The sequence below is a fragment of the Bacillus sp. GMs2/2 genome, from assembly GCF_050172095.1.
GTDB classification, from domain to species: Bacteria; Bacillota; Bacilli; order Bacillales; family Bacillaceae_G; genus Bacillus_A; species Bacillus_A cereus.
Genome location: NZ_JBNLYE010000012.1, coordinates 1 through 22,016 on the forward strand (window position 1 = coordinate 1; position 22,016 = coordinate 22,016).

Consider the following 22,016-nt stretch of genomic DNA (forward strand, 5'->3'; position numbering starts at 1 on the left):
GAACCTAAGTCATTTTGACTTAGGTTTTTTTGTGTTTATTTTTATTTACCGAATGCTATAATCCATAAATTTAATAAAGCTAAAGACGAAAAAGAATGAAATAGCCACTAAAGTAATACTTAAAATAGGACACATTATTTCTATCATAAGTATATATTTTAAATAATGAGATGCTATAAATAAGTATTTAATAATTACAGAAATTACTACAATAGAGAAAAATAAATAGGATAATAGCATAGTTCTTTCTTTAACAGTTATCCTCCTTAGAAATTAAATCGTTATAATAATACAAGAGTGTATATATTTTGATTTAAAACATACTGAAGTGCCATTTAAAAGATTATACGTAAAATAGATGTCTAGAAATATATATTCTAATTCCCTTTTCTTCTTGCATATAGTTGCAATTCTTCTTTTGAATATAACTAAAACACGAACGTTATTGACTACTAATAAAAAAACATTCGATTATTTATTGACATTGTTTATGAAATATTGTTAATATAACCATAGAAACAATAATATAAGACCTCATATAATCGCGGGGATATGGCCTGCAAGTCTCTACCTAACGACCGTTATTCGTTAGACTATGAGGGAAAGTCACTCGGTATTTTTCTATTCACAAGGGATACGTATGCCTGAGTAGAGCGCTTTCTCTCATAGTAAAAGAGAAACTGTTCTATTTCAGGCTTTTTTTATTTGAATCGGGGGGATTCTAATATGAAATCACTAGTTGGAGTCATAATGGGAAGTACGTCAGACTGGGAAACAATGAAATATGCTTGTGACATTTTAGATGAATTAAATATACCGTATGAGAAAAAAGTTGTATCCGCTCATCGGACTCCGGATTATATGTTTGAATATGCAGAGACGGCTCGTGAACGTGGATTGAAAGTTATTATTGCTGGAGCTGGTGGAGCAGCACATTTACCAGGAATGGTTGCAGCGAAGACAAATCTTCCTGTAATTGGAGTTCCAGTTCAATCAAAAGCATTAAACGGCTTAGATTCATTATTATCCATCGTCCAAATGCCAGGAGGTGTTCCAGTTGCAACTGTTGCAATTGGTAAAGCTGGTTCAACGAATGCTGGATTACTTGCCGCACAAATACTTGGATCATTCCATGATGATATACATGATGCATTAGAATTGAGACGAGAAGCGATTGAAAAAGATGTGCGTGAAGGTAGTGAGCTAGTATGACGAGAATCATTTTACCTGGAAAAACAATCGGTATTATTGGAGGCGGCCAGCTAGGAAGAATGATGGCATTGGCAGCTAAGGAAATGGGATATAAAATTGCTGTTTTAGATCCTACAAAGCATTCACCATGTGCACAAGTTGCTGATATTGAAATTGTTGCACCATATGATGATTTAAAAGCAATTCAGCATTTAGCAGAGATAAGTGATGTTGTCACATATGAATTTGAGAATATTGATTATAGATGTTTACAATGGCTTGAAAAACATGCGTACTTACCACAAGGTAGTCAGTTGTTAAATACAACGCAAAATCGTTTTACAGAAAAGAATGCGATTGAGAAGGCTGGGTTACCAGTAGCAACGTATAGATTAGTTCAAAATCAAGATCAGCTTACAGAAGCAATTGCTGAGTTATCATTCCCTTCCGTCTTAAAAACGACGACAGGTGGATATGATGGGAAAGGACAAGTTGTTTTAAGAAGTGAAGCTGATGTTGAGACAGCAAGAAATCTTGTGGATAAAGCAGAATGTATTTTAGAGAAATGGGTGCCTTTTGAAAAAGAAGTATCAGTTATTGTGATTCGTAGTGTAAGTGGTGAAACAAAAGTGTTTCCAGTAGCAGAAAATATTCATGTAAATAACATTTTACATGAATCTATCGTTCCAGCTCGCATTACAGAAGAGCTTTCTCAAAAAGCAATTGCTTATGCAAAGGTACTTGCGGATGAATTAGCACTTGTGGGAACACTAGCTGTAGAGATGTTTGCTACAGATAATGGTGAGATTTATATTAATGAATTAGCGCCAAGACCTCACAATTCAGGACACTATACACAGGATGCATGTGAGACGAGTCAATTTGGTCAACATATTCGAGCAATCTGTAATTTACCTCTAGGAGAAACAAATTTGTTAAAACCAGTTGTCATGGTAAACATTTTAGGCGAACATATAGAAGGGGTCCTAAGACAAGTGAATAGATTAACCGGGTGCTATTTACACTTGTATGGAAAAGAAGAAGCAAAAGCACAGCGAAAAATGGGGCATGTTAATATTTTAAATGATAATATTGAAGTCGCTCTAGAAAAAGCGAAGAGTTTGCATATTTGGGACCATCAAGAACAACTGTTGGAGGGAAAAAGATGATTAGTCGTTATACACGCCCAGAAATGGGTGCAATTTGGACGGAAGAGAACAAATTTAAAGCATGGTTAGAAGTTGAGATTTTAGCTTGTGAAGCATGGGCTGAGCTTGGCGATATTCCAAAAGAAGATGTTAAGAAAATTCGTGAGCATGCATCATTTGATATTGATCGTATTTATGAAATTGAAAAAGAAACACGTCATGACGTAGTTGCATTCACTCGTGCTGTATCAGAAACGCCAGCATTAGGTGAGGAACGTAAATGGGTGCATTACGGTTTAACATCTACAGACGTAGTAGATACAGCATTATCTTACATCTTAAAACAAGCGAATGAAATTATATTAAAAGACTTAGAGAACTTTGTAAGCATTTTAGCTAACAAAGCGAAAGAGCATAAATACACAATCATGATGGGAAGAACACATGGTGTTCATGCAGAACCAACAACATTTGGTTTAAAACTTGGTCTTTGGTATGAAGAAATGAAACGTAACGTAGAGCGTTTCAAACAAGCTGCTGATACAGTTCGTGTTGGTAAACTATCTGGTGCGGTTGGTACATATGCAAATATCGATCCATTCGTAGAAAAATATGTTTGTGAAAACTTAGGATTAGAAGCAGCACCAATTTCAACACAAACATTGCAACGTGATCGTCACGCACACTACATGTCAACACTTGCACTAATTGCAACATCTATCGAAAAGATGGCAGTTGAGATTCGTGGTTTACAAAAGAGTGAAACACGTGAAGTTGAAGAAGCTTTCGCAAAAGGTCAAAAAGGTTCTTCTGCAATGCCACATAAACGTAATCCAATTGGTTCTGAAAATATGACTGGTTTAGCTCGTGTTATCCGCGGTTATATGATGACAGCTTACGAAAATGTTCCATTATGGCATGAGCGTGACATTTCTCACTCTTCGGCAGAACGTGTAATTTTACCAGATGCTACAATCGCATTAAATTACATGTTAAATCGCTTTGGTAATATCGTTAAAAACTTAACTGTATACCCAGAGAATATGAAACGCAATATGACAAGAACATACGGCTTAATTTATTCTCAGCGCGTAATGCTTACACTAATCGACAAAGGTATGGTACGTGAAGAAGCTTATGATATCGTACAGCCTAAAGCGATGGAAGCTTGGGAAACACAAGTACAATTTAAAGAGCTTGTAGAAGCTGATGAGCGTATTACAAGCAAGTTAACACAAGAAGAAATTAATGAATGCTTCAACTATGAGCATCATATGCAACACGTTGATACAATCTTTGAACGCCTTGGATTAAACGAAGCGTAAAATTTCATATGGCACAGAATAGAGTCATTCTGTGCCATTCTTTATAAAAACATTATTCACATTTTTCAAACTACAGGGGGCTTGCGAAATGCAAAAGCTAGAATTGCTGTATGAAGGTAAGGCAAAAAGAATTTATCGTACAGAATCAGCAGATATGGTTTGGGTAGAGTACAAAGATAGTGCGACTGCTTTCAATGGGGAGAAAAAAGAGACGATTACAGGAAAAGGTCGTTTGAACAATGAAATTACAACTTTATTGTTCAGAAAGTTACAAGAAGTGGGAATTAAAACACATTTTGTTGAGAAGTTATCTGAAACAGAACAACTTGTTAAAAAAGTGAGTATTATTCCTTTAGAAGTTGTCACAAGAAATGTAATTGCAGGAAGTCTTTCAAAACGATTAGGAATGGAAGAGGGAACTGTACTTGCAGAACCAATCGTAGAATTTTACTTCAAAGATGATGATTTAGGAGATCCGCTTGTAACGGAAGATCATATTCGTGTATTAAACGTTGCATCACCAGAGCAAGTAAGTGTATTACGAGATATGGCTCTACAAATCAATCAAGTGTTGATTGATCATTTCGCAAGCTGTCGTGTAAGATTAGTAGATTTCAAATTAGAGTTTGGTGTAACGGAAGAAGGAGAAATCATTTTAGCGGATGAAATTTCACCGGATACTTGCCGTTTATGGGATGAAACGAGCAATGAAAAGTTTGATAAAGACGTATTCCGTCGCGATCTTGGAAATTTAACAGATGCTTATGAAGAGATTTTAAAACGTTTAGGGGGAATTTCACATGTATAAAGTTAAGGTATATGTAACATTAAGAGAAAGCGTATTAGATCCACAAGGAACAGCAGTAAAAGGAGCACTTCATAGTCTTTCATTCACAGAAGTACAAGATGTTCGAATCGGAAAGTACATGGAACTAACAATTGATAAATCTGTATCTGATTTAGATAGCAAGGTAAAGGAAATGTGTGAAAAACTATTAGCGAACGTTGTAATGGAAGACTTCCGTTATGAAGTTGAGGAGGTTGTCGCACAGTGAAATTTGCCGTAATAGTATTTCCGGGTTCGAACTGTGATGTCGATATGTTCCATGCAATTAAAGATGAGCTTGGCGAAGAAGTAGATTACGTTTGGCACGATACAGAGAATCTAGATGAATATGATGCAATTCTACTACCAGGTGGATTTTCTTATGGTGACTACTTACGCTGCGGTGCTATCTCTCGCTTTGCTAATGCAATGAAAGCAGTGCAAAAAGCTGCTGAGCAAGGAAAGCCGATTTTAGGTGTATGTAATGGATTCCAGATTCTTGTTGAATCAGGATTACTACCAGGAGCGTTAATGAGAAACGAAAACTTAAAATTTATGTGTCGCACTGTTCAGTTGCGTGTTGAAAATAATGAAACGATGTTTACATCACAATATGGAAAAGATGAAGTAATTAATATTCCAATCGCGCATGGTGAGGGGAATTACTATTGTGATGAAGCGACGCTTAAACAATTAGAAGAGAACAATCAAATCGCATTCCGTTACGTAGAAAACCCTAACGGTAGCGTTTCAGATATTGCTGGTATTGTAAATGAAAAAGGAAATGTACTTGGTATGATGCCACATCCAGAGCGTGCTGTAGATGAATTACTTGGCGGTGCTGAAGGGTTAAAAGTCTTTCAATCTATCTTAAAACAGTGGAGGGAAACATATGTCGTTAATGCTTGAACCAAATCCAACACAAATTAAAGAAGAGCGTATATATGCGGAAATGGGGCTAACAGACGAAGAGTTTGCCATGGTTGAAAAGATTTTAGGTCGTCTGCCAAATTATACAGAAACAGGGTTATTCTCTGTAATGTGGTCTGAACATTGTAGTTATAAAAATTCGAAACCAGTTCTTCGTAAGTTTCCAACTACAGGTGAGCGCGTTCTGCAAGGACCTGGAGAAGGTGCTGGAATTGTAGATATCGGTGATAATCAAGCAGTTGTATTTAAAATGGAAAGTCATAACCATCCTTCAGCTATTGAACCATATCAAGGAGCTGCAACAGGTGTTGGTGGTATTATTCGTGACGTATTCTCTATGGGAGCACGCCCGGTAGCTCTATTAAACTCACTTCGTTTCGGTGAATTACAGTCACCACGTGTGAAATATTTATTCGAAGAAGTAGTAGCAGGAATTGCAGGATACGGTAACTGCATCGGTATTCCGACTGTTGGCGGCGAAGTACAATTTGATCCATGTTATGAAGGAAATCCACTTGTAAATGCAATGTGCGTAGGTTTGATTAACCACGAAGACATTAAAAAAGGGCAAGCGCACGGTGCTGGTAACACAGTAATGTACGTAGGAGCATCAACTGGTCGTGACGGTATTCACGGTGCAACATTCGCGTCGGAAGAACTATCTGAAAGCTCAGAAGCGAAACGTCCAGCGGTTCAAGTAGGGGATCCATTTATGGAAAAACTTCTTATTGAAGCGTGTTTAGAATTAATTCAATCCGATGCACTTGTTGGAATTCAAGATATGGGTGCGGCTGGTTTAACATCATCATCTGCAGAAATGGCAAGTAAAGCAGGAATGGGTATTGAAATGTACTTAGATGATGTACCACAGCGTGAAACAGGAATGACACCATATGAAATGATGCTATCTGAATCACAAGAGCGTATGTTAATTGTTGTGAAAAAAGGTAGAGAACAAGAAATAGTAGATTTATTTGAGAAGTATGGTCTTGCAGCGGTTACGATGGGGAAAGTAACGGAAGATAAAATGCTTCGTTTATTCCATAAAGGTGAAAAGGTAGCTGAAGTTCCAGCAGATGCTTTAGCAGAAGAAGCACCAATTTATCATAAGCCATCAAAAGAAGCAGCATACTTTGCTGAATTCCAAGCAATGAAAATGGAAACGCCAAAAGTAGAAAATTATAAAGAAACGTTATTCGCTTTATTACAGCAACCAACAATTGCAAGTAAAGAGTGGGTATACGATCAATACGATTACCAAGTTCGCACAAGCACAGTTGTTACGCCAGGTTCAGATGCTGCAGTTGTACGTGTACGCGGTACAGAAAAAGGATTAGCAATGACGACAGATTGTAACTCTCGCTACATTTATCTAGACCCAGAGATGGGCGGTAAAATTGCAGTAGCAGAGGCAGCGCGTAATATCGTATGTTCTGGAGGAGAGCCACTTGCAATTACAGATTGCTTAAACTTCGGTAACCCAGAAAAACCAGAAATCTTCTGGCAGATTGAGAAATCAGTAGACGGTATGAGTGAAGCTTGTCGCACATTACAAACACCAGTTATCGGCGGAAACGTATCGATGTATAACGAGCGTAGTGGTGAAGCTGTATATCCAACACCAACTGTTGGGATGGTCGGACTTGTGCATGACTTAAAACATGTAACAACACAAGAGTTTAAGCAAGCTGGTGATTTAGTGTATGTAATTGGTGAGACGCAAGCTGAGTTTGGCGGAAGTGAATTACAGAAAATGATTCACGGCAAAATTTTCGGTCAATCACCAAGTATCGATTTAGATGTAGAATTAAAACGCCAAAAACAAGTATTAGAAGCAATTCAAGCTGGTCTTGTTCAATCTGCACATGATGTTGCTGAAGGTGGTTTAGCAGTTGCGATTTCAGAAAGTGCAATTGGTGCTAAAGGCTTAGGTGCTACTGTGAAATTAGATGGAGAAGCAACAGCAGCATTATTCGCTGAATCACAGTCTCGCTTCGTGATAACTGTAAAACGTGAAAATAAAGAGGCGTTTGAGAAAGTGGTAGAAGCAATCCAAGTTGGAGAAGTAACAAGTACAAATGAAGTAACAATTCATAATGAAGAAAATGAAGTATTACTTACAGCAAATGTAGATGAAATGAGAAAGGCTTGGAAAGGGGCAATCCCATGCTTGCTGAAATAAAGGGGTTAAACGAAGAATGTGGCGTTTTCGGAATTTGGGGGCATGAAAATGCAGCACAAGTTTCATACTACGGATTGCACAGTTTACAGCACCGTGGGCAAGAAGGCGCAGGCATTGTCGTAAATAATGGGGAAAAAATCGTCGGTCACAAGGGGTTAGGTTTAATATCAGAAGTGTTTTCAAGAGGTGAGCTAGAAGGATTAAATGGAAAATCAGCAATCGGACATGTACGATATGCAACAGCTGGTGGAAGTGAAGTTGCTAACGTTCAACCATTGTTGTTCCGTTTTTCCGATCATAGTATGGCGTTAGCTCATAACGGAAATTTAATTAATGCAAAAATGCTTCGTCGTGAATTAGAAGCAGAGGGCAGTATTTTTCAAACTAGTTCAGATACAGAAGTACTTTTACATCTTATTAAACGTAGCACGAAAGATTCTTTAATTGAAAGTGTAAAAGAGGCTTTAAATAAAGTGAAAGGTGCGTTTGCGTATCTTTTACTAACTGGAAATGAAATGATCGTTGCATTAGATCCGAATGGGTTCCGTCCGCTTTCAATTGGAAAGATGGGGGATGCTTACGTTGTAGCATCTGAAACATGTGCTTTTGATGTAGTAGGTGCAACATACATTCGTGATGTAGAACCGGGTGAATTACTTATCATTAATGATGAAGGAATTCACGTAGATCGTTTCACAAACGATGTAGAACATGCAATTTGTAGTATGGAATATATTTACTTTGCACGACCAGATTCTAATATTGCAGGCGTTAATGTTCATGCAGCACGTAAGAATATGGGGAAACGTTTAGCGGCAGAAGCTCCTATTGAAGCTGATGTTGTTACTGGTGTACCAGACTCTAGTATTTCAGCTGCGATTGGCTATGCGGAGGCGACAGGTATTCCATATGAGTTAGGATTAATTAAAAATCGTTACGTTGGACGTACGTTTATTCAACCTTCTCAAGAACTGCGCGAGCAAGGGGTTAAGATGAAGCTTTCCGCAGTAAGAGGTGTAGTTGAAGGGAAACGAGTTGTTATGATTGATGACTCTATCGTAAGAGGAACGACAAGTAAACGAATTGTTCGTATGCTTCGTGAAGCTGGAGCGACAGAAGTTCACGTAAGAATTGCTTCACCACCTCTGAAATATCCATGTTTCTATGGCATTGATATTCAAACGAGAAAAGAATTAATTGCAGCAAATCATACAGTAGAAGAAATCCGTGAAATGATCGGAGCAGATTCTTTAACATTTTTAAGCGAAGATGGATTAGTAGATGCAATTGGACGTCCATATGAAGGGAAATATGGCGGCCTATGCATGGCTTACTTTAATGGGGACTATCCAACAGCTCTTTATGATTATGAGCAAGAGCTTTTAGAAAGTATGAAATAAGAAAAGTGAGAAAAGCTTCTACTTCTTTTGATGTAGGAGCTAGATCCTTTCTTAAAATAGCCCGCCCTGGATGGGGAGAAATTAAAAGACGAGGTGTAAATAACGATGGCGAATGCATATAAGCAAGCAGGAGTAGATATTGAAGCTGGATATGAAGCGGTATCTCGCATGAAAAAACACGTACAAACAACTATGAGAAAAGAAGTACTAGGCGGTTTAGGCGGTTTTGGAGGTATGTTTGATCTATCAAAATTTGCATTAGAAGAACCTGTATTAGTATCTGGAACAGATGGCGTGGGAACGAAATTGATGCTCGCTTTTATGGCAGATAAACATGACACAATTGGTATTGATGCAGTAGCAATGTGTGTAAATGATATTGTTGTCCAAGGAGCAGAGCCGCTTTTCTTCCTTGATTATATTGCTTGTGGTAAAGCTGAACCTAGTAAAATTGAAAACATCGTCAAAGGTATATCAGAGGGCTGTCGCCAAGCTGGTTGTGCATTAATCGGTGGAGAAACAGCTGAAATGCCAGGAATGTATTCTACGGAAGAATATGATTTAGCTGGTTTTACAGTTGGGATTGTTGATAAAAAGAAAATTGTAACAGGTGAAAAGATTGAAGCTGGTCACGTGCTAATTGGCTTAGCATCTAGCGGTATTCATAGCAATGGTTACTCTTTAGTACGAAAAGTGTTATTAGAAGATGGGGAACTATCTTTAGAGCGTATTTATGGCCGCTTAGAACTACCTCTTGGTGAAGAATTATTAAAACCAACGAAAATTTATGTCAAACCTATTTTAGAACTATTGAAGAAACATGAAGTATACGGTATGGCGCATATTACAGGTGGTGGATTTATTGAAAATATTCCACGCATGTTGCCAGAAGGAATCGGTGCTGAGATTGAACTAGGATCTTGGGAAATTCAGCCGATCTTTAGTTTGCTTCAAGAAGTTGGAAAACTGGAAGAGAAAGAAATGTTCAATATTTTTAACATGGGTATTGGTATGGTAGTAGCAGTGAAGGAAGAAGATGCAAAAGATGTTGTTCGTCTTCTTGAAGAGCAAGGAGAAATGGCTCGTATTATTGGACGTACTATACAAGGAGCTGGCGTTACTTTTAATGGGGGCACAGCACTATGAGTAGATTAGCAGTTTTTGCTTCTGGAAGCGGATCTAACTTTCAATCTCTCGTTAATGCGGTAGAAGAAAAAAGATTGGATGCAGAAATTAGTTTATTAGTATGTGATAAACCAGAAGCACGCGCTGTTGGACGGGCAAATTATCATCATATTCCGTGTTTTGCTTTTTCAGCGAAAGCATATGAGTCAAAAGAAGCGTTTGAAAAAGAGATATTAAAGAAGCTAGAAGAATATGAAATTGATTATGTTATTTTAGCTGGATATATGCGTTTAATCGGGCCGACGTTACTAGAAGCATACGGCGGGAAGATTATTAATATTCATCCATCATTACTACCGAGCTTTCCGGGTAAAGATGCTGTCGGTCAAGCGTTAGAAGCAGGTGTGAAAGTAACTGGAGTAACAATTCATTATGTAGATGCAGGTATGGATACAGGGCCAATTATTGCACAAGAAGCAGTGGTTGTTTCTGAAGGGGATACGAGAGAAAGCTTACAAAAGAAAATTCAACAAGTTGAACATAAATTATACGTAAATACAGTGAATCAAATTGTTCAGTCTGTGAAAGAATCAACTGTTAACTAACATACAACCAGGGGTGAAGGATAAATGAAAAAGCGTGCATTAGTAAGTGTTTCAGATAAAACAGGAGTAGTAGAATTTGTTAAAGGGTTACTAGAACAAGGGATTGAAGTTATTTCAACAGGTGGTACGAAAAAGTTACTAGAAGAAAATGGCTTACAAGTAATCGGCATTTCTGAGGTAACTGGTTTCCCTGAAATTATGGATGGCCGTGTGAAAACATTACATCCAAATATTCATGGTGGTCTATTAGCAGTTCGTGATAATGAAACACATGTAACACAAATGAATGAGTTAGGTATAGAGCCAATTGACTTTGTTGTTGTTAACTTATACCCATTTAAAGAAACAATCGCTAAGCCTGATGTAACATTTGCTGATGCAATTGAAAATATTGATATCGGTGGCCCGACAATGATTCGCTCTGCTGCGAAAAATCATAAATTTGTATCGGTAATTGTAGATCCAGTAGATTACGATGTTGTATTAGCAGAACTGAAAGAAGACGGTGAAGTAAAAGAAGAAACGAAACGTAAATTAGCAGCGAAAGTATTCCGTCATACAGCGGCATATGATGCGTTAATCTCTAACTACTTAACAGAGCAAATGGGTGAAGAAAGTCCAGAAACATTAACTGTGACATTTGAGAAAAAGCAAGACTTACGTTATGGCGAGAACCCACATCAAAAAGCAACTTTCTATAAAGCGCCATTCGCAGCAACTTCTTCTGTTGCATACGCAGAACAATTACACGGTAAGGAATTATCGTATAACAATATTAATGATGCAGACGCAGCGCTTAGCATCGTAAAAGAATTTACAGAACCAGCAGTAGTAGCAGTAAAACATATGAATCCATGTGGTGTTGGAGTAGGAACTAATATTCACGAAGCATATACTCGTGCTTATGAAGCAGATCCAGTATCAATCTTCGGCGGTATTATCGCAGCAAATCGTGAAATTGATAAAGCTACAGCAGAAAAGTTACATGAAATTTTCTTAGAAATTGTTATCGCACCTTCGTTCTCGCAAGAAGCTTTAGAAGTGTTGCAAAGTAAGAAGAACTTACGTTTATTAACTATAAATATTGAAAAAGCGACAAGTGCAAGCAAAAAACTAACTTCTGTACAAGGTGGACTTCTTGTTCAAGAGGAAGATACGTTATCATTAGATGAAAGTACAATTTCAATTCCAACGAAACGTGAACCTTCAGAGCAAGAATGGAAAGATTTAAAACTCGCTTGGAAAGTTGTAAAACATGTGAAATCAAACGCAATTGTTTTAGCGAAAGATGATATGACAATTGGTGTCGGTGCGGGACAGATGAACCGTGTAGGTTCTGCAAAAATCGCAATTACACAAGCTGGTGAAAAAGCACAAGGTAGCGCGCTTGCATCTGATGCTTTCTTCCCAATGCCAGATACATTAGAAGAAGCAGCAAAAGCAGGAATTACAGCAATCATTCAACCGGGCGGATCAATCCGTGATGAAGATTCTATTAAAGTGGCAGATACTTATGGGATTGCTATGGTGTTCACTGGCGTACGTCATTTCAAACACTAATAGAGGATGTTTAAAAAGTCCGGTTAAGATAACCTTCGCATGTCGTCGTTGCATCGCCAGTGCGGTACTCATGTAGGAAAGCTACACTCCGTGTCCTCCTGGCAAATGCGCCTCGACCTGCTTGGTTCTCTTAATCCTCCTTTTTAAACCTTTATTGATATGGATGTTTAAAAAGTCCGGTCGAGATAACCTTTTATTGATATGAAAAAGCAAACTAGGAGCATAGCTTCTAGTTTGTACTTATTTAATTATTGGGGGATGAAATATGAATGTTTTAGTAATTGGCCGCGGTGGGCGTGAGCATGCTTTAGCTTGGAAGTTTGCACAATCTGAAAAAGTAGAAAAGGTATATGTAGCACCAGGTAATGAAGGTATGAGAGATGTTGCAACACCAGTTGATATTGATGAAAATGATTTTGATGCATTAGTTTTATTTGCAAAAGAGAATAATGTTGAGTTAACTTTCGTTGGACCAGAAATTCCGCTTATGAATGGAATTGTTGATCGTTTTAAAGAAGAGGGACTTCGCGTATTTGGTCCGAATAAAGCGGCTGCTGTTATTGAAGGTAGTAAAGCTTTTACAAAAGAGCTTATGAAAAAGTATGATATTCCAACTGCGGCGTACGAAACTTTTACAGATTATGAAGAAGCAGTACAGTACATTCAAAAAGTTGGTGCACCAATCGTTATTAAAGCTGACGGCCTAGCTGCTGGTAAAGGTGTAACGGTAGCGATGACGCTTGAAGAGGCATTACAAGCTGTGAAAGAAATGCTGCAAGATGTGAAATTCGGCGCGGCAAGTAAGAAGGTTGTTATTGAAGAGTTTTTAGATGGACAAGAATTTTCATTAATGGCATTCGTGAATGGAACAACTGTACATCCAATGGTAATCGCCCAAGATCATAAAAGAGCTTTTGATGGTGATAAAGGTCCAAATACGGGTGGAATGGGTGCATATTCTCCAGTACCACAAATTCCAGAATCAGCAGTTCAAGAAGCGATTCAAACCGTATTGCATCCAACTGCTAAGGCGATGATTGAAGAAAACCGTTCGTTTACAGGTATTTTATACGCAGGTCTTATTTTAACAAATAATGGTCCGAAGGTAATTGAATTTAATGCACGCTTCGGTGATCCTGAAACAGAAGTTGTATTACCTCGATTAGAAAACGATTTAGTTGATGTATGTAACGCTGTATTAGATGAAAGTGAACTAACGTTACAATGGTCAGAAGAAGCGGTAATCGGTGTTGTACTTGCTTCTAAAGGATATCCAGAAGCATATAAAAAAGGTGATATTATTAGCGGACTAGATGCACTGCAAGATGTGATTGTTTTCCATGCAGGTACAGCAATGAAACATGGGGACTTTGTAACGAACGGTGGCCGTGTATTATTTGTTGCTTGTAAGGCAAATAGTTTACAAGAAGCAAAAGATAAAGTATATAAAGAAATCGGTAAAATTGAGAGTGATGGTCTATTTTATCGAAGTGATATAGGATATCGTGCAATTGGGCATGAGATGACGAAAAGTTAATATGTAAAAATCCCGCTGAGGAATCAGCGGGATTTTTTATGCATCTTTATCTTTTTTTAATTTCCCTTTTTGCTTTGCCATTTCTCGAAGTAAATACTCGATGTGTGCATTGACGCTACGAAATTCATCATTTGCCCATTTTTCGATGACTGCGTGTAATTCAGGATCAATACGTAATGGAAAGCTTTTCTTTTTAGCCATAATTACTTATAGCCCTTAGTATAGGCTTCCTGTATTAATAACTGGCTGCGCACCTTTATCTGAAACGATGGCAACTAATAAGTTGTTTACCATATTTGCTTTACGCTCGTCATCGAGTTCTAGTACGCCTTCTTCATCTAACATATGGATGGAATCTTTCGCCATCTTCACAGCACCTTCAACAATTTCTTTTCTAGCAGCTAATACTGCTTTTGCTTGCTGGCGTTGTAGCATTGCATGGGCAATTTCTGTTGCGTAAGCTAAGTGCGTTAAACGAGTTTCTAATACTTCTACACCAGCAATTTCAAGACGCGCCTCTAACTCACGTTTTAATTCTTCAGAGATTTCTTCAGTATTTCCGCGTAACGTAACGCAGGTTTCATCTTGGAAATTGTCATAAGGATATTTTGTTGCAACATGGCGGATTGCCGTTTCGCTTTGAATTTCTACAAATCGATCATAATGTTCAACACCAAACATTGCTTTTGCAGAATCAACAACTTTATATACGATAACAGCTGCAATTTCAATTGGATTTCCATCAACGTCATTTACTTTTAATTTTTTACTGTTAAAGTTTTCAACACGTAAAGATACAGTTTGACGGAATGCGAACGGAATCGTTAAAAATAAACCGTTTTGACGAATTGTTCCTAAATAATTACCGAAGAACGTAATAACCTTCGCTTGATTCGGTTGAACAATACCGATACCTGTAGCGAGAACTGCGGCTAATATAATAGTTAGTGCCGCTCCTATGAAAATTTCTTGTGCAAGGAAAAATACACCGATAGCAGCTAAAATCAAAATTCCAATAATACCGAGAAAACCATTTACATAAAATACTTGTTTTTCTTTCATATGATCGCCTCCTGATATAAAAATGATATCACTTTTATATCATCTTAAGCAAGAGGTATGCATCTAATTTTCTGAATTTTATTGGTTGATATCTTTTATATACATTTTAAGGTTCAAAAAGAGAATATACGTTCTGTTTTATGGTAAAATAAAGAAGACTTAACCGCCCACTGCAGCAGCTAAGTCCCTTTGAGAGCATCTTGCATCGTGACAAATGATTCAAAGCGGTTTTGCCAGGATTATATCTTCAATCGCTGACTCAATCTCTTTGTCAGAAGCGTCATAACTTCCTTTTGACTCTGGCTTGTCATGAGTGGAAGTTTGATTCACTTCTTCTTTAGCATGTCCTTTTTCAGCAAAATTCATGCTAGGCATTTTAAATGCCCCCATGTTCATATATTTTCCGAATTTCCACATTTCAACAACAGGGTAGAAACGAACAATTCCTTCTGCAACTTTCATTGCACCAATCCATAGAAAAATGTTAGACCAAGTGCACCACGGCTTGCGTACAAGTTTAGTTGCACTACATCCGAAGAGGACGAGCCCAAGTGTAATTCGAATTAGAGCGTTTATTGTCCCGATATTTTGCTTCATTAGAAAAACACTCCTTTTTATGAAAGTTGAAATAGATAATACTATTTCTTTTATTAGTATCCCGTTTGATTTTTGGGATATGTAATCCAACATTTGACGTGGAAAAAGATGTTGGAATGTGCGTGTGTGTAAGTAACTTTTTTTGTTATAATGAAAGAATGCATAAAAGAAACTTCAAAATTAAATCCTCTAGTTTAAAAAATATGGAAGAGGTAATTCCAAACTTAATTCTCCGTTTTAAACAAATATTTAAGATGAAGTTAAAACAATAATGATGAAAATAAACTGTTATTTTGAACAGAAATATATATAACTAGAGAAAAGGAAGGGTGTTTTCATGTACGATATTTCCGGATGGAAACATGTATTTAAGCTTGATCCAAATAAGGAGTTAAGCGATGAACATTTAGAAATGATTTGTGAGTCTGGAACTGATGCGGTTATTGTAGGCGGAAGTGATGGAGTTACAATTGATAACGTATTACACATGCTAGTTAGCATTCGTAGATATGCAGTTCCTTGTGTATTAGAGGTTTCTGATGTAGAAGCAATTACACCAGGATTTGATTTTTATTACATCCCAAGTGTTTTAAATAGCCGAAAAGTAGAATGGGTAACAGGTGTTCATCATGAGGCATTGAAAGAATTTGGGGATATTATGGACTGGGACGAAATTTTTATGGAAGGGTATTGTGTTTTAAATCCAGAAGCGAAAGTAGCCCAGCTTACAGAAGCGAAATGTGATGTAACAGAAGATGACGTTATTGCATATGCTCGTTTAGCAGACAAGCTATTACGTTTACCGATATTTTATTTAGAATATAGCGGTACGTATGGAGATGTTGAACTTGTTAAAAATGTAAAAGCAGAATTGAAACAAGCTAAGTTATATTATGGCGGTGGTATTTCTAATGCAGAACAGGCGAAAGAAATGGCACAATATGCTGATACAGTAGTTGTTGGAAATATTATTTATGATGATATAAAATCGGCGTTAAAAACAGTTAAAGCAGTAAAAGGAGAGTAGGTGCAGGCGTATATGAGTATGACAGATAAGTTATTAAACGGTTTAAATCCACAGCAACAAAAAGCAGTACAAACAACGAATGGACCACTTCTATTAATGGCAGGTGCAGGTAGTGGTAAGACACGTGTGTTAACACATCGTATTGCGTATTTACTTGGTGAAAAAGGTGTAGCACCATGGAATGTACTAGCTATTACCTTCACAAATAAAGCAGCTCGTGAAATGCGTGAGCGTATTGATACACTTGTGGGACCAGAAGCAGAAGATATTTGGATTTCGACGTTTCACTCTATGTGTGTACGTATTTTACGACGCGATATCGATCGTATTGGTATTAATCGTAACTTTACAATCTTAGATTCAGGTGATCAGCTAACTGTAGTCAAAAAAATTATGAAAGAGCGCAATGTTGATCCGAAGAAATTTGAGCCGCGCTCTATTTTAGCGGGTATTAGTAATGCGAAAAATGAACTGTTATCTGCGGATAAATATGCAAAAAAAATTACAATGGCTGATCCATATGAAAAATTAACGAGCGATGTATACACAGAGTATCAAAAACGTCTTTTGAAAAATAATTCATTAGACTTTGATGATTTAATTATGACGACGATTCAGCTATTTGAACGTGTTCCAGAAGTACTAGAGTTTTATCAGCGTAAGTTCCAATATATTCATGTTGATGAGTATCAAGATACGAATAAAGCGCAATATCTTCTTGTTAAACATTTGGCAGCGCGTTTTAAAAATCTTTGCGTTGTGGGTGACTCTGACCAGTCTATTTATCGCTGGCGTGGTGCAGATATTTCTAACATTTTGTCATTCGAAAAAGACTATGAGAATGCACAAGTAATTCTGTTAGAACAAAACTATCGTTCGTCACAAAATATTTTAAATGCAGCGAATGCTGTTATTGAAAAAAATACGAATCGTAAGCCGAAGAAATTATGGACAGACAATCAAGTTGGAAGTAAAATCTCGTATTATCGTGCTGCAACTGAAAAGGACGAAGCGTATTTTGTTGCAAAAAAAATTCGTGACGATATTCAAATGGGGAAACGAAAATATACTGATTTTGCAGTGCTATATCGTACGAATGCTCAGTCTCGTATGGTCGAGGAGATTTTCCTTAAATCTAACATTCCATATAAAATTGTCGGGGGTACGAAGTTCTACGATCGTAAAGAGATTAAAGATATTTTGGCGTACTTACGTTTAATCGGTAATCCAGATGATGAAATTAGTTTTGCACGTATTATAAATGTGCCAAAGCGTGGCATTGGTGCGACTTCTATCGATAAAATTATTAATTACGGTGTGCAAAATGGAATTTCATTAACTGCTGTATTTGATGAGATTGAGCATGTTGGAGTAAGTGCAAAAATTACAAAGGCAGTAAAAGAATTCGCGAATTTATTAAATAACTGGGTAAATATGCAAGAGTATTTATCTGTTACAGAATTAGTAGAAGAAGTTATTGAAAAAACAGGCTATCGCGATATGTTGAAAAATGAACGTTCTTTAGAAGCGGAAGGTCGTTTAGAAAACTTAGACGAGTTCTTATCTGTTACGCAAACATTTGAATCTCAAAGCGAAGATAAGAGCCTTGTTGCATTCTTAACAGATTTAGCACTTGTTGCTGATATTGATCGTGTAGATGAAGACCCAACTGCTGGTGAAGAAGTTATTTTAATGACGATGCACTCGGCGAAAGGATTAGAGTTCCCGGTTGTCTTTATTGTTGGCTTAGAGGAAGGGATATTCCCTCATACTCGTTCTCTTATGGAAGAGGATGAAATGCAAGAAGAACGTCGTCTTGCTTATGTAGGTATTACTCGTGCAGAAGAAGAGCTATATTTATCTAACGCGCAAATGCGTACATTATTTGGTAGAACAAGTATGAACGCTGCGTCTCGATTTATTACAGAAATCCCGACAGAACTAGTGGAATCATTAAATGAAACAGCGCCGAAGCGTGAAACATCGTTTGGTACAAAAGGCAGAACGGCAAGTAGCGGCAAAACGACAATCACAACAGCAACACGCTCTCGTTCAGCTTTCGCGCGCCCTGCAGCTAAGACGACAGGCGGCGAACAAATTGGCTGGGCAGTAGGAGATAAAGCTTCCCACCAAAAATGGGGAGTCGGTACAGTTGTAAGTGTAAAAGGTGAAGGTGATGCAAAAGAATTAGATATTGCGTTCCCAAGCCCAATTGGTGTTAAACGTTTGTTAGCAAAATTTGCACCTGTGACGAAACAATAGGAAAGGAATGAGGATATGTCAAAAGAGATAGTAAAAAAACGTATAGAAGAATTACGTGACTTGTTAAATACATTTAACTATCAATATCACGTATTAGACAATCCTTCTGTTTCTGATGCGGAATATGACCGTAATATGCAGGAGCTTATAAAATTAGAAGCAGAGAACCCAGAGTTTATGAGTGAAGATTCTCCCTCCGTTCGCGTTGGGGGGACTGTTCTTGATATATTTGAAAAAGTAACACATAAGTCACCAATGTTAAGTTTAGGAAATGCATTTAACGAAGGAGATTTACGTGATTTCGACAGAAGAGTACGTCAAGGAATTGATGGTGCGAATGTAAGATATATATGTGAATTAAAAATTGACGGGCTTGCCGTTTCGCTTCATTATGAAAAAGGACGCTTCATTCAAGGGGCGACACGTGGTGATGGTGTAATGGGTGAAGATATTACTCAAAATTTAAAAACGATTAAAGCTATCCCACTTCGTTTAAATGAAGAAGTAACGTTAGAAGCAAGAGGCGAAGCTTATATGCCGAAGCGTTCATTCGTTAAACTAAATGAAGAAAAAGAGCAAAATGGAGAAGATGTATTTGCGAATCCGCGTAATGCAGCAGCAGGTTCAATACGTCAACTTGATCCGAAAATTGCAGCGAAGCGTAACTTATCTATGTTTGTGTATGGTCTTGCGAATGTAGAAGAAAAAACAATTTCATCACATAGTGAATCGCTGGATTTCTTAGGTGAACTCGGATTTAAGACAAATCCAAATCGCCGTACATGTGAAACAATTGAAGAAGTTATAGCTTATGTAGAAGAATGGCAAGAAAAACGTCCGCATCTTGATTATGAGATTGATGGAATCGTTATAAAAGTAGATGATGTTGCTCTTCAAGAAAGTCTAGGAACTACAGCGAAGAGTCCAAGATGGGCGATTGCTTATAAATTCCCAGCTGAAGAAGTTGTAACGAGATTAACAGGCATTGAATTAAGTGTTGGCCGAACAGGGGTTGTAACACCGACTGCAGAACTAGAGCCAGTGAGAGTTGCTGGTACGATTGTTCGTCGTGCTTCTTTACATAACGAAGATTTAATTCGTGAAAAAGACATTCGAATTGGTGACTACGTTGTTGTGAAGAAGGCTGGAGATATTATTCCTGAAGTTGTGAACGTTATTTTTGATAAGCGTACTGGTGAGGAAGAAGAATACCGCATGCCAACTCATTGTCCAGCATGTGAGAGTGAACTTGTTCGTTTAGAAGAAGAAGTAGCACTTCGTTGTATAAATCCAACTTGTCCTGCTCAAATTCGAGAGGGATTAATCCATTTCGTTTCAAGAAATGCGATGAATATTGATGGACTTGGAGAACGTGTCATTACACAACTCTTTGATGCAGATTATATTCGTACATTTGCTGATTTATATGCATTGACGAAAGAGCAATTATTACAGTTAGAACGTTTTGGTGAAAAATCAGCAACAAACTTAATACAAGCAATTGAAAATTCTAAAGAAAACTCGTTAGAGCGATTATTATTTGGTCTTGGAATTCGCCACGTTGGAGCGAAAGCAGCACGTACATTTGCAGAGCACTTTGAAACGATGGATGAGCTTGTAAAAGCAACGGAAGAAGAACTAAAAGCAATTAATGAAATTGGCGAAAAAATGGCTCAATCTGTTGTGACATATTTTGATAATGAAGATGTATTAGAGTTATTACAGCAGTTTAAAGAGTATGGCGTAAATATGACATACAAAGGTATAAAAATTGCAGATTTACAAAATGTTGAATCTTACTTCGCAGGAAAAACGGTTGTTTTAACAGGTAAGCTAGAAGTTATGGGACGAAGTGAAGCGAAGAAGAAGATTGAGGCATTAGGTGGAAAAGTAACAGGAAGTGTTAGTAAGAGTACGGATTTAGTTGTTGCAGGTGAAGCAGCTGGTTCGAAATTAGCACAAGCGGAGAAACATAATGTTGAGGTTTGGAATGAAGAGAGGTTCTTACAAGAGCTAAATAAGTAAGAGGTGCAAACTTACCATGAAAAAAATAGCATTAGCGGTATTAAGCCTTGGCCTACTTGTAAGTGGGTGTAGTGCAGGTGCCGACAAAGATGAAAAAGTGGCTGGGAAATCGGGGAAAGCAAAAGAACAATCAGTTGTTCCAAAATACGCTATTTCGGATGAATATTATAAGACGACTATTCCATTTGATGGTGGAAAGGCACGTGGTTTAGTGGTGCAAGGGTTAAATAGTCGCCTTGATATAGATGAATTTGAAACAGGATTAATGCGAATTGCAAAAGAATCATTTAGTACGAAAGATAATTTTTTAAAAGGCGGAAAAGCTCTAGATACTCAAACTATACAGATGCTTGTTAAAAGAAAACGTACAGATGCTGAACAAAAGGAACTAGAGGAAAAATTAAAAAAAGATGCAGTTAAATTTCCTAATATAGGATTAAATCCTGCATTAGGAACAGGATCCGAATCACTAGAAGTGAAAAATAAAAAAAATCCAATATATATTTCAAATATTTTAGAGCATGATTATTATGTGAAAAAAGGCGATAACGGCGAGGAACGTGTTGGTATGGTAGTTGGATTAGCGATGAATTCTGTTCAATATTTTAACGAAGAGCATGGTTACCCACGTGAAGCTGCAATCCCAGATGAAAAGATGTTAGCTGAAGGGAAAAAAATGGCGCAAGAAATTTTGAAAGTCATACATCAAAAAGAACCTGAAACAAAAAATATTCCGATAACATTTGCGATTTATCGCCAAGCTCCAAAGTCTTCGCTCGTGCCAGGTAATTTTGTTTCTTATGCAAATGTCGAAAAAGGTAGTGAAACGGTTGAAGATTGGAAACAAATTAATGAAAAATATTATTTGTTCCCATCAGAGCAAGCGAAAACAGATAATAAACGTGAAGATCTTGCAAGAGTATCCAACTTTAAGGCAAAACTAAGCGATTATTTCCAAGGCGACTATACAGCTGTTATTGGTACTGGTATGTATAGAGATGATGAATTAAGAGAAATGAAGCTTGATATTCCTGTCCAGTTTAATGGAAAAGCGGAAATAGTTGGTTTTACACAATATGTGGCAGGGCTTGTTATGGAATACTTCCCGAATTATATGAAAGTACAAGTAACGATTAAATCTGTAGAACGCCCAGAAGCTATTATTATACGTGAAGCAAAACAAGATGAACCACTTGTGAAAATTTTAGATTAAA

At 37.3% G+C, this 22,016-nt stretch carries 19 protein-coding genes, 1 pseudogene and 1 riboswitch; of the genes and pseudogenes, 16 read left to right on the forward strand and 4 right to left on the reverse strand.

What is annotated here, in order from left to right; genetic code table 11:
• Positions 1-41: 41 nt before the first annotated feature.
• Positions 42-240, reverse strand: a pseudogene (locus ACQGS6_RS03750) (hypothetical protein).
• A gap of 274 nt (positions 241-514) precedes the next feature.
• Positions 515-616, forward strand: a riboswitch (purine riboswitch).
• A 110-nt stretch (positions 617-726) separates the two neighbouring features.
• On the opposite strand from ACQGS6_RS03750, the gene purE reads away from it, so the two are divergent.
• The 12 genes from purE (at position 727) to purD (ending at position 13,829) form a co-directional block, all read left to right on the forward strand.
• Positions 727-1,212 carry a 5-(carboxyamino)imidazole ribonucleotide mutase gene (gene purE / locus ACQGS6_RS03755; protein WP_000839367.1) on the forward strand — a complete coding sequence of 162 codons (486 nt, stop codon included), beginning with the start codon at positions 727-729 and terminating at the stop codon, positions 1,210-1,212.
• Positions 1,209-2,360 carry a 5-(carboxyamino)imidazole ribonucleotide synthase gene (purK, locus tag ACQGS6_RS03760; RefSeq protein ID WP_098397934.1) on the forward strand — a complete coding sequence of 384 codons (1,152 nt, stop codon included), beginning with the start codon at positions 1,209-1,211 and terminating at the stop codon, positions 2,358-2,360. The genes purE and purK overlap by 4 nt, the downstream gene beginning before the upstream one ends.
• Positions 2,357-3,664: an adenylosuccinate lyase gene (purB, locus tag ACQGS6_RS03765; protein ID WP_000625682.1), complete on the forward strand. Its 1,308-nt coding sequence runs from the start codon at positions 2,357-2,359 to the stop codon at positions 3,662-3,664. Before purK ends, purB begins: the two co-directional genes overlap by 4 nt.
• Positions 3,665-3,752: 88 nt before the next feature.
• The gene (gene purC / locus ACQGS6_RS03770) at positions 3,753-4,472 is read left to right on the forward strand and encodes a phosphoribosylaminoimidazolesuccinocarboxamide synthase (protein ID WP_001170544.1); all 720 of its coding nucleotides are present in this window, start codon (positions 3,753-3,755) and stop codon (positions 4,470-4,472) included.
• Positions 4,465-4,719, forward strand: coding sequence for a phosphoribosylformylglycinamidine synthase subunit PurS (purS, locus tag ACQGS6_RS03775; protein WP_000278823.1), 255 nt, complete (start codon positions 4,465-4,467; stop codon positions 4,717-4,719). Before purC ends, purS begins: the two co-directional genes overlap by 8 nt.
• Entirely contained in the window at positions 4,716-5,399 is a 684-nt protein-coding gene (purQ, locus tag ACQGS6_RS03780; protein WP_000666787.1) for a phosphoribosylformylglycinamidine synthase subunit PurQ, read from the forward strand. The genes purS and purQ overlap by 4 nt, the downstream gene beginning before the upstream one ends.
• Positions 5,383-7,602, forward strand: coding sequence for a phosphoribosylformylglycinamidine synthase II (gene purL / locus ACQGS6_RS03785; protein ID WP_000055565.1), 2,220 nt, complete (start codon positions 5,383-5,385; stop codon positions 7,600-7,602). Before purQ ends, purL begins: the two co-directional genes overlap by 17 nt.
• On the forward strand, positions 7,587-9,002 hold the full coding sequence (purF, locus tag ACQGS6_RS03790) for an amidophosphoribosyltransferase (protein ID WP_000879025.1): 1,416 nt from the start codon (positions 7,587-7,589) through the stop codon (positions 9,000-9,002). Before purL ends, purF begins: the two co-directional genes overlap by 16 nt.
• A 105-nt stretch (positions 9,003-9,107) precedes the next feature.
• The gene (purM, locus tag ACQGS6_RS03795; RefSeq protein WP_001262439.1) at positions 9,108-10,148 is read left to right on the forward strand and encodes a phosphoribosylformylglycinamidine cyclo-ligase; all 1,041 of its coding nucleotides are present in this window, start codon (positions 9,108-9,110) and stop codon (positions 10,146-10,148) included.
• A complete protein-coding gene (purN, locus tag ACQGS6_RS03800; protein WP_000088589.1) occupies positions 10,145-10,732 on the forward strand; it encodes a phosphoribosylglycinamide formyltransferase in 588 nt (195 codons plus the stop codon). The genes purM and purN overlap by 4 nt, the downstream gene beginning before the upstream one ends.
• A 24-nt stretch (positions 10,733-10,756) precedes the next feature.
• Positions 10,757-12,292: a bifunctional phosphoribosylaminoimidazolecarboxamide formyltransferase/IMP cyclohydrolase gene (gene purH, locus ACQGS6_RS03805; RefSeq protein ID WP_000745437.1), complete on the forward strand. Its 1,536-nt coding sequence runs from the start codon at positions 10,757-10,759 to the stop codon at positions 12,290-12,292.
• Positions 12,293-12,557: 265 nt separating this feature from the next.
• Positions 12,558-13,829 carry a phosphoribosylamine--glycine ligase gene (purD, locus tag ACQGS6_RS03810; RefSeq protein ID WP_001101978.1) on the forward strand — a complete coding sequence of 424 codons (1,272 nt, stop codon included), beginning with the start codon at positions 12,558-12,560 and terminating at the stop codon, positions 13,827-13,829.
• Positions 13,830-13,865: 36 nt separating this feature from the next.
• On the opposite strand, the gene ACQGS6_RS03815 is transcribed toward purD, so the two are convergent.
• From ACQGS6_RS03815 to ACQGS6_RS03825, 3 genes are all read right to left on the reverse strand, one after another.
• Positions 13,866-14,030: a toxin-antitoxin system HicB family antitoxin gene (locus ACQGS6_RS03815; protein WP_001085171.1), complete on the reverse strand. Its 165-nt coding sequence runs from the start codon at positions 14,028-14,030 to the stop codon at positions 13,866-13,868.
• 15 nt (positions 14,031-14,045) lie between these two features.
• The gene (locus ACQGS6_RS03820) at positions 14,046-14,891 is read right to left on the reverse strand and encodes an SPFH domain-containing protein (protein WP_000660669.1); all 846 of its coding nucleotides are present in this window, start codon (positions 14,889-14,891) and stop codon (positions 14,046-14,048) included.
• 219 nt (positions 14,892-15,110) lie between these two features.
• Positions 15,111-15,488, reverse strand: coding sequence for a YgaP family membrane protein (locus tag ACQGS6_RS03825; protein WP_426964886.1), 378 nt, complete (start codon positions 15,486-15,488; stop codon positions 15,111-15,113).
• 337 nt (positions 15,489-15,825) lie between these two features.
• Between ACQGS6_RS03825 and ACQGS6_RS03830 the strand changes: the two genes are divergently transcribed.
• The 4 genes from ACQGS6_RS03830 to ACQGS6_RS03845 are packed head-to-tail and all read left to right on the forward strand — an operon-like array spanning position 15,826 to position 22,015.
• Positions 15,826-16,515, forward strand: coding sequence for a heptaprenylglyceryl phosphate synthase (locus ACQGS6_RS03830; RefSeq protein ID WP_000272103.1), 690 nt, complete (start codon positions 15,826-15,828; stop codon positions 16,513-16,515).
• 12 nt (positions 16,516-16,527) lie between these two features.
• On the forward strand, positions 16,528-18,777 hold the full coding sequence (pcrA, locus tag ACQGS6_RS03835; RefSeq protein ID WP_002100669.1) for a DNA helicase PcrA: 2,250 nt from the start codon (positions 16,528-16,530) through the stop codon (positions 18,775-18,777).
• Positions 18,778-18,792: 15 nt separating this feature from the next.
• Positions 18,793-20,802: an NAD-dependent DNA ligase LigA gene (gene ligA / locus ACQGS6_RS03840; protein WP_426964887.1), complete on the forward strand. Its 2,010-nt coding sequence runs from the start codon at positions 18,793-18,795 to the stop codon at positions 20,800-20,802.
• A 16-nt stretch (positions 20,803-20,818) separates the two neighbouring features.
• Positions 20,819-22,015, forward strand: a complete 1,197-nt coding sequence (locus tag ACQGS6_RS03845) for a CamS family sex pheromone protein (RefSeq protein WP_000717034.1) — start codon at positions 20,819-20,821, stop codon at positions 22,013-22,015.
• Position 22,016 lies beyond the last annotated feature (1 nt).

Bases quoted from the DNA above. Each gene is read 5' to 3' on its own strand.
- purE (WP_000839367.1), top strand. From the start codon at position 727: ATGAAATCACTAGTTGGAGTCATAATGGGAAGTACGTCAGACTGGGAA.
- purK (WP_098397934.1), top strand. From the start codon at position 1,209: ATGACGAGAATCATTTTACCTGGAAAAACAATCGGTATTATTGGAGGC.
- purB (WP_000625682.1), top strand. From the start codon at position 2,357: ATGATTAGTCGTTATACACGCCCAGAAATGGGTGCAATTTGGACGGAA.
- purC (WP_001170544.1), top strand. From the start codon at position 3,753: ATGCAAAAGCTAGAATTGCTGTATGAAGGTAAGGCAAAAAGAATTTAT.
- purS (WP_000278823.1), top strand. From the start codon at position 4,465: ATGTATAAAGTTAAGGTATATGTAACATTAAGAGAAAGCGTATTAGAT.
- purL (WP_000055565.1), top strand. From the start codon at position 5,383: ATGTCGTTAATGCTTGAACCAAATCCAACACAAATTAAAGAAGAGCGT.
- purF (WP_000879025.1), top strand. From the start codon at position 7,587: ATGCTTGCTGAAATAAAGGGGTTAAACGAAGAATGTGGCGTTTTCGGA.
- purM (WP_001262439.1), top strand. From the start codon at position 9,108: ATGGCGAATGCATATAAGCAAGCAGGAGTAGATATTGAAGCTGGATAT.
- purN (WP_000088589.1), top strand. From the start codon at position 10,145: ATGAGTAGATTAGCAGTTTTTGCTTCTGGAAGCGGATCTAACTTTCAA.
- purH (WP_000745437.1), top strand. From the start codon at position 10,757: ATGAAAAAGCGTGCATTAGTAAGTGTTTCAGATAAAACAGGAGTAGTA.
- purD (WP_001101978.1), top strand. From the start codon at position 12,558: ATGAATGTTTTAGTAATTGGCCGCGGTGGGCGTGAGCATGCTTTAGCT.
- ACQGS6_RS03815 (WP_001085171.1), bottom strand. From the start codon at position 14,030: ATGGCTAAAAAGAAAAGCTTTCCATTACGTATTGATCCTGAATTACAC.
- ACQGS6_RS03820 (WP_000660669.1), bottom strand. From the start codon at position 14,891: ATGAAAGAAAAACAAGTATTTTATGTAAATGGTTTTCTCGGTATTATT.
- ACQGS6_RS03825 (WP_426964886.1), bottom strand. From the start codon at position 15,488: ATGAAGCAAAATATCGGGACAATAAACGCTCTAATTCGAATTACACTT.
- ACQGS6_RS03830 (WP_000272103.1), top strand. From the start codon at position 15,826: ATGTACGATATTTCCGGATGGAAACATGTATTTAAGCTTGATCCAAAT.
- pcrA (WP_002100669.1), top strand. From the start codon at position 16,528: ATGAGTATGACAGATAAGTTATTAAACGGTTTAAATCCACAGCAACAA.
- ligA (WP_426964887.1), top strand. From the start codon at position 18,793: ATGTCAAAAGAGATAGTAAAAAAACGTATAGAAGAATTACGTGACTTG.
- ACQGS6_RS03845 (WP_000717034.1), top strand. From the start codon at position 20,819: ATGAAAAAAATAGCATTAGCGGTATTAAGCCTTGGCCTACTTGTAAGT.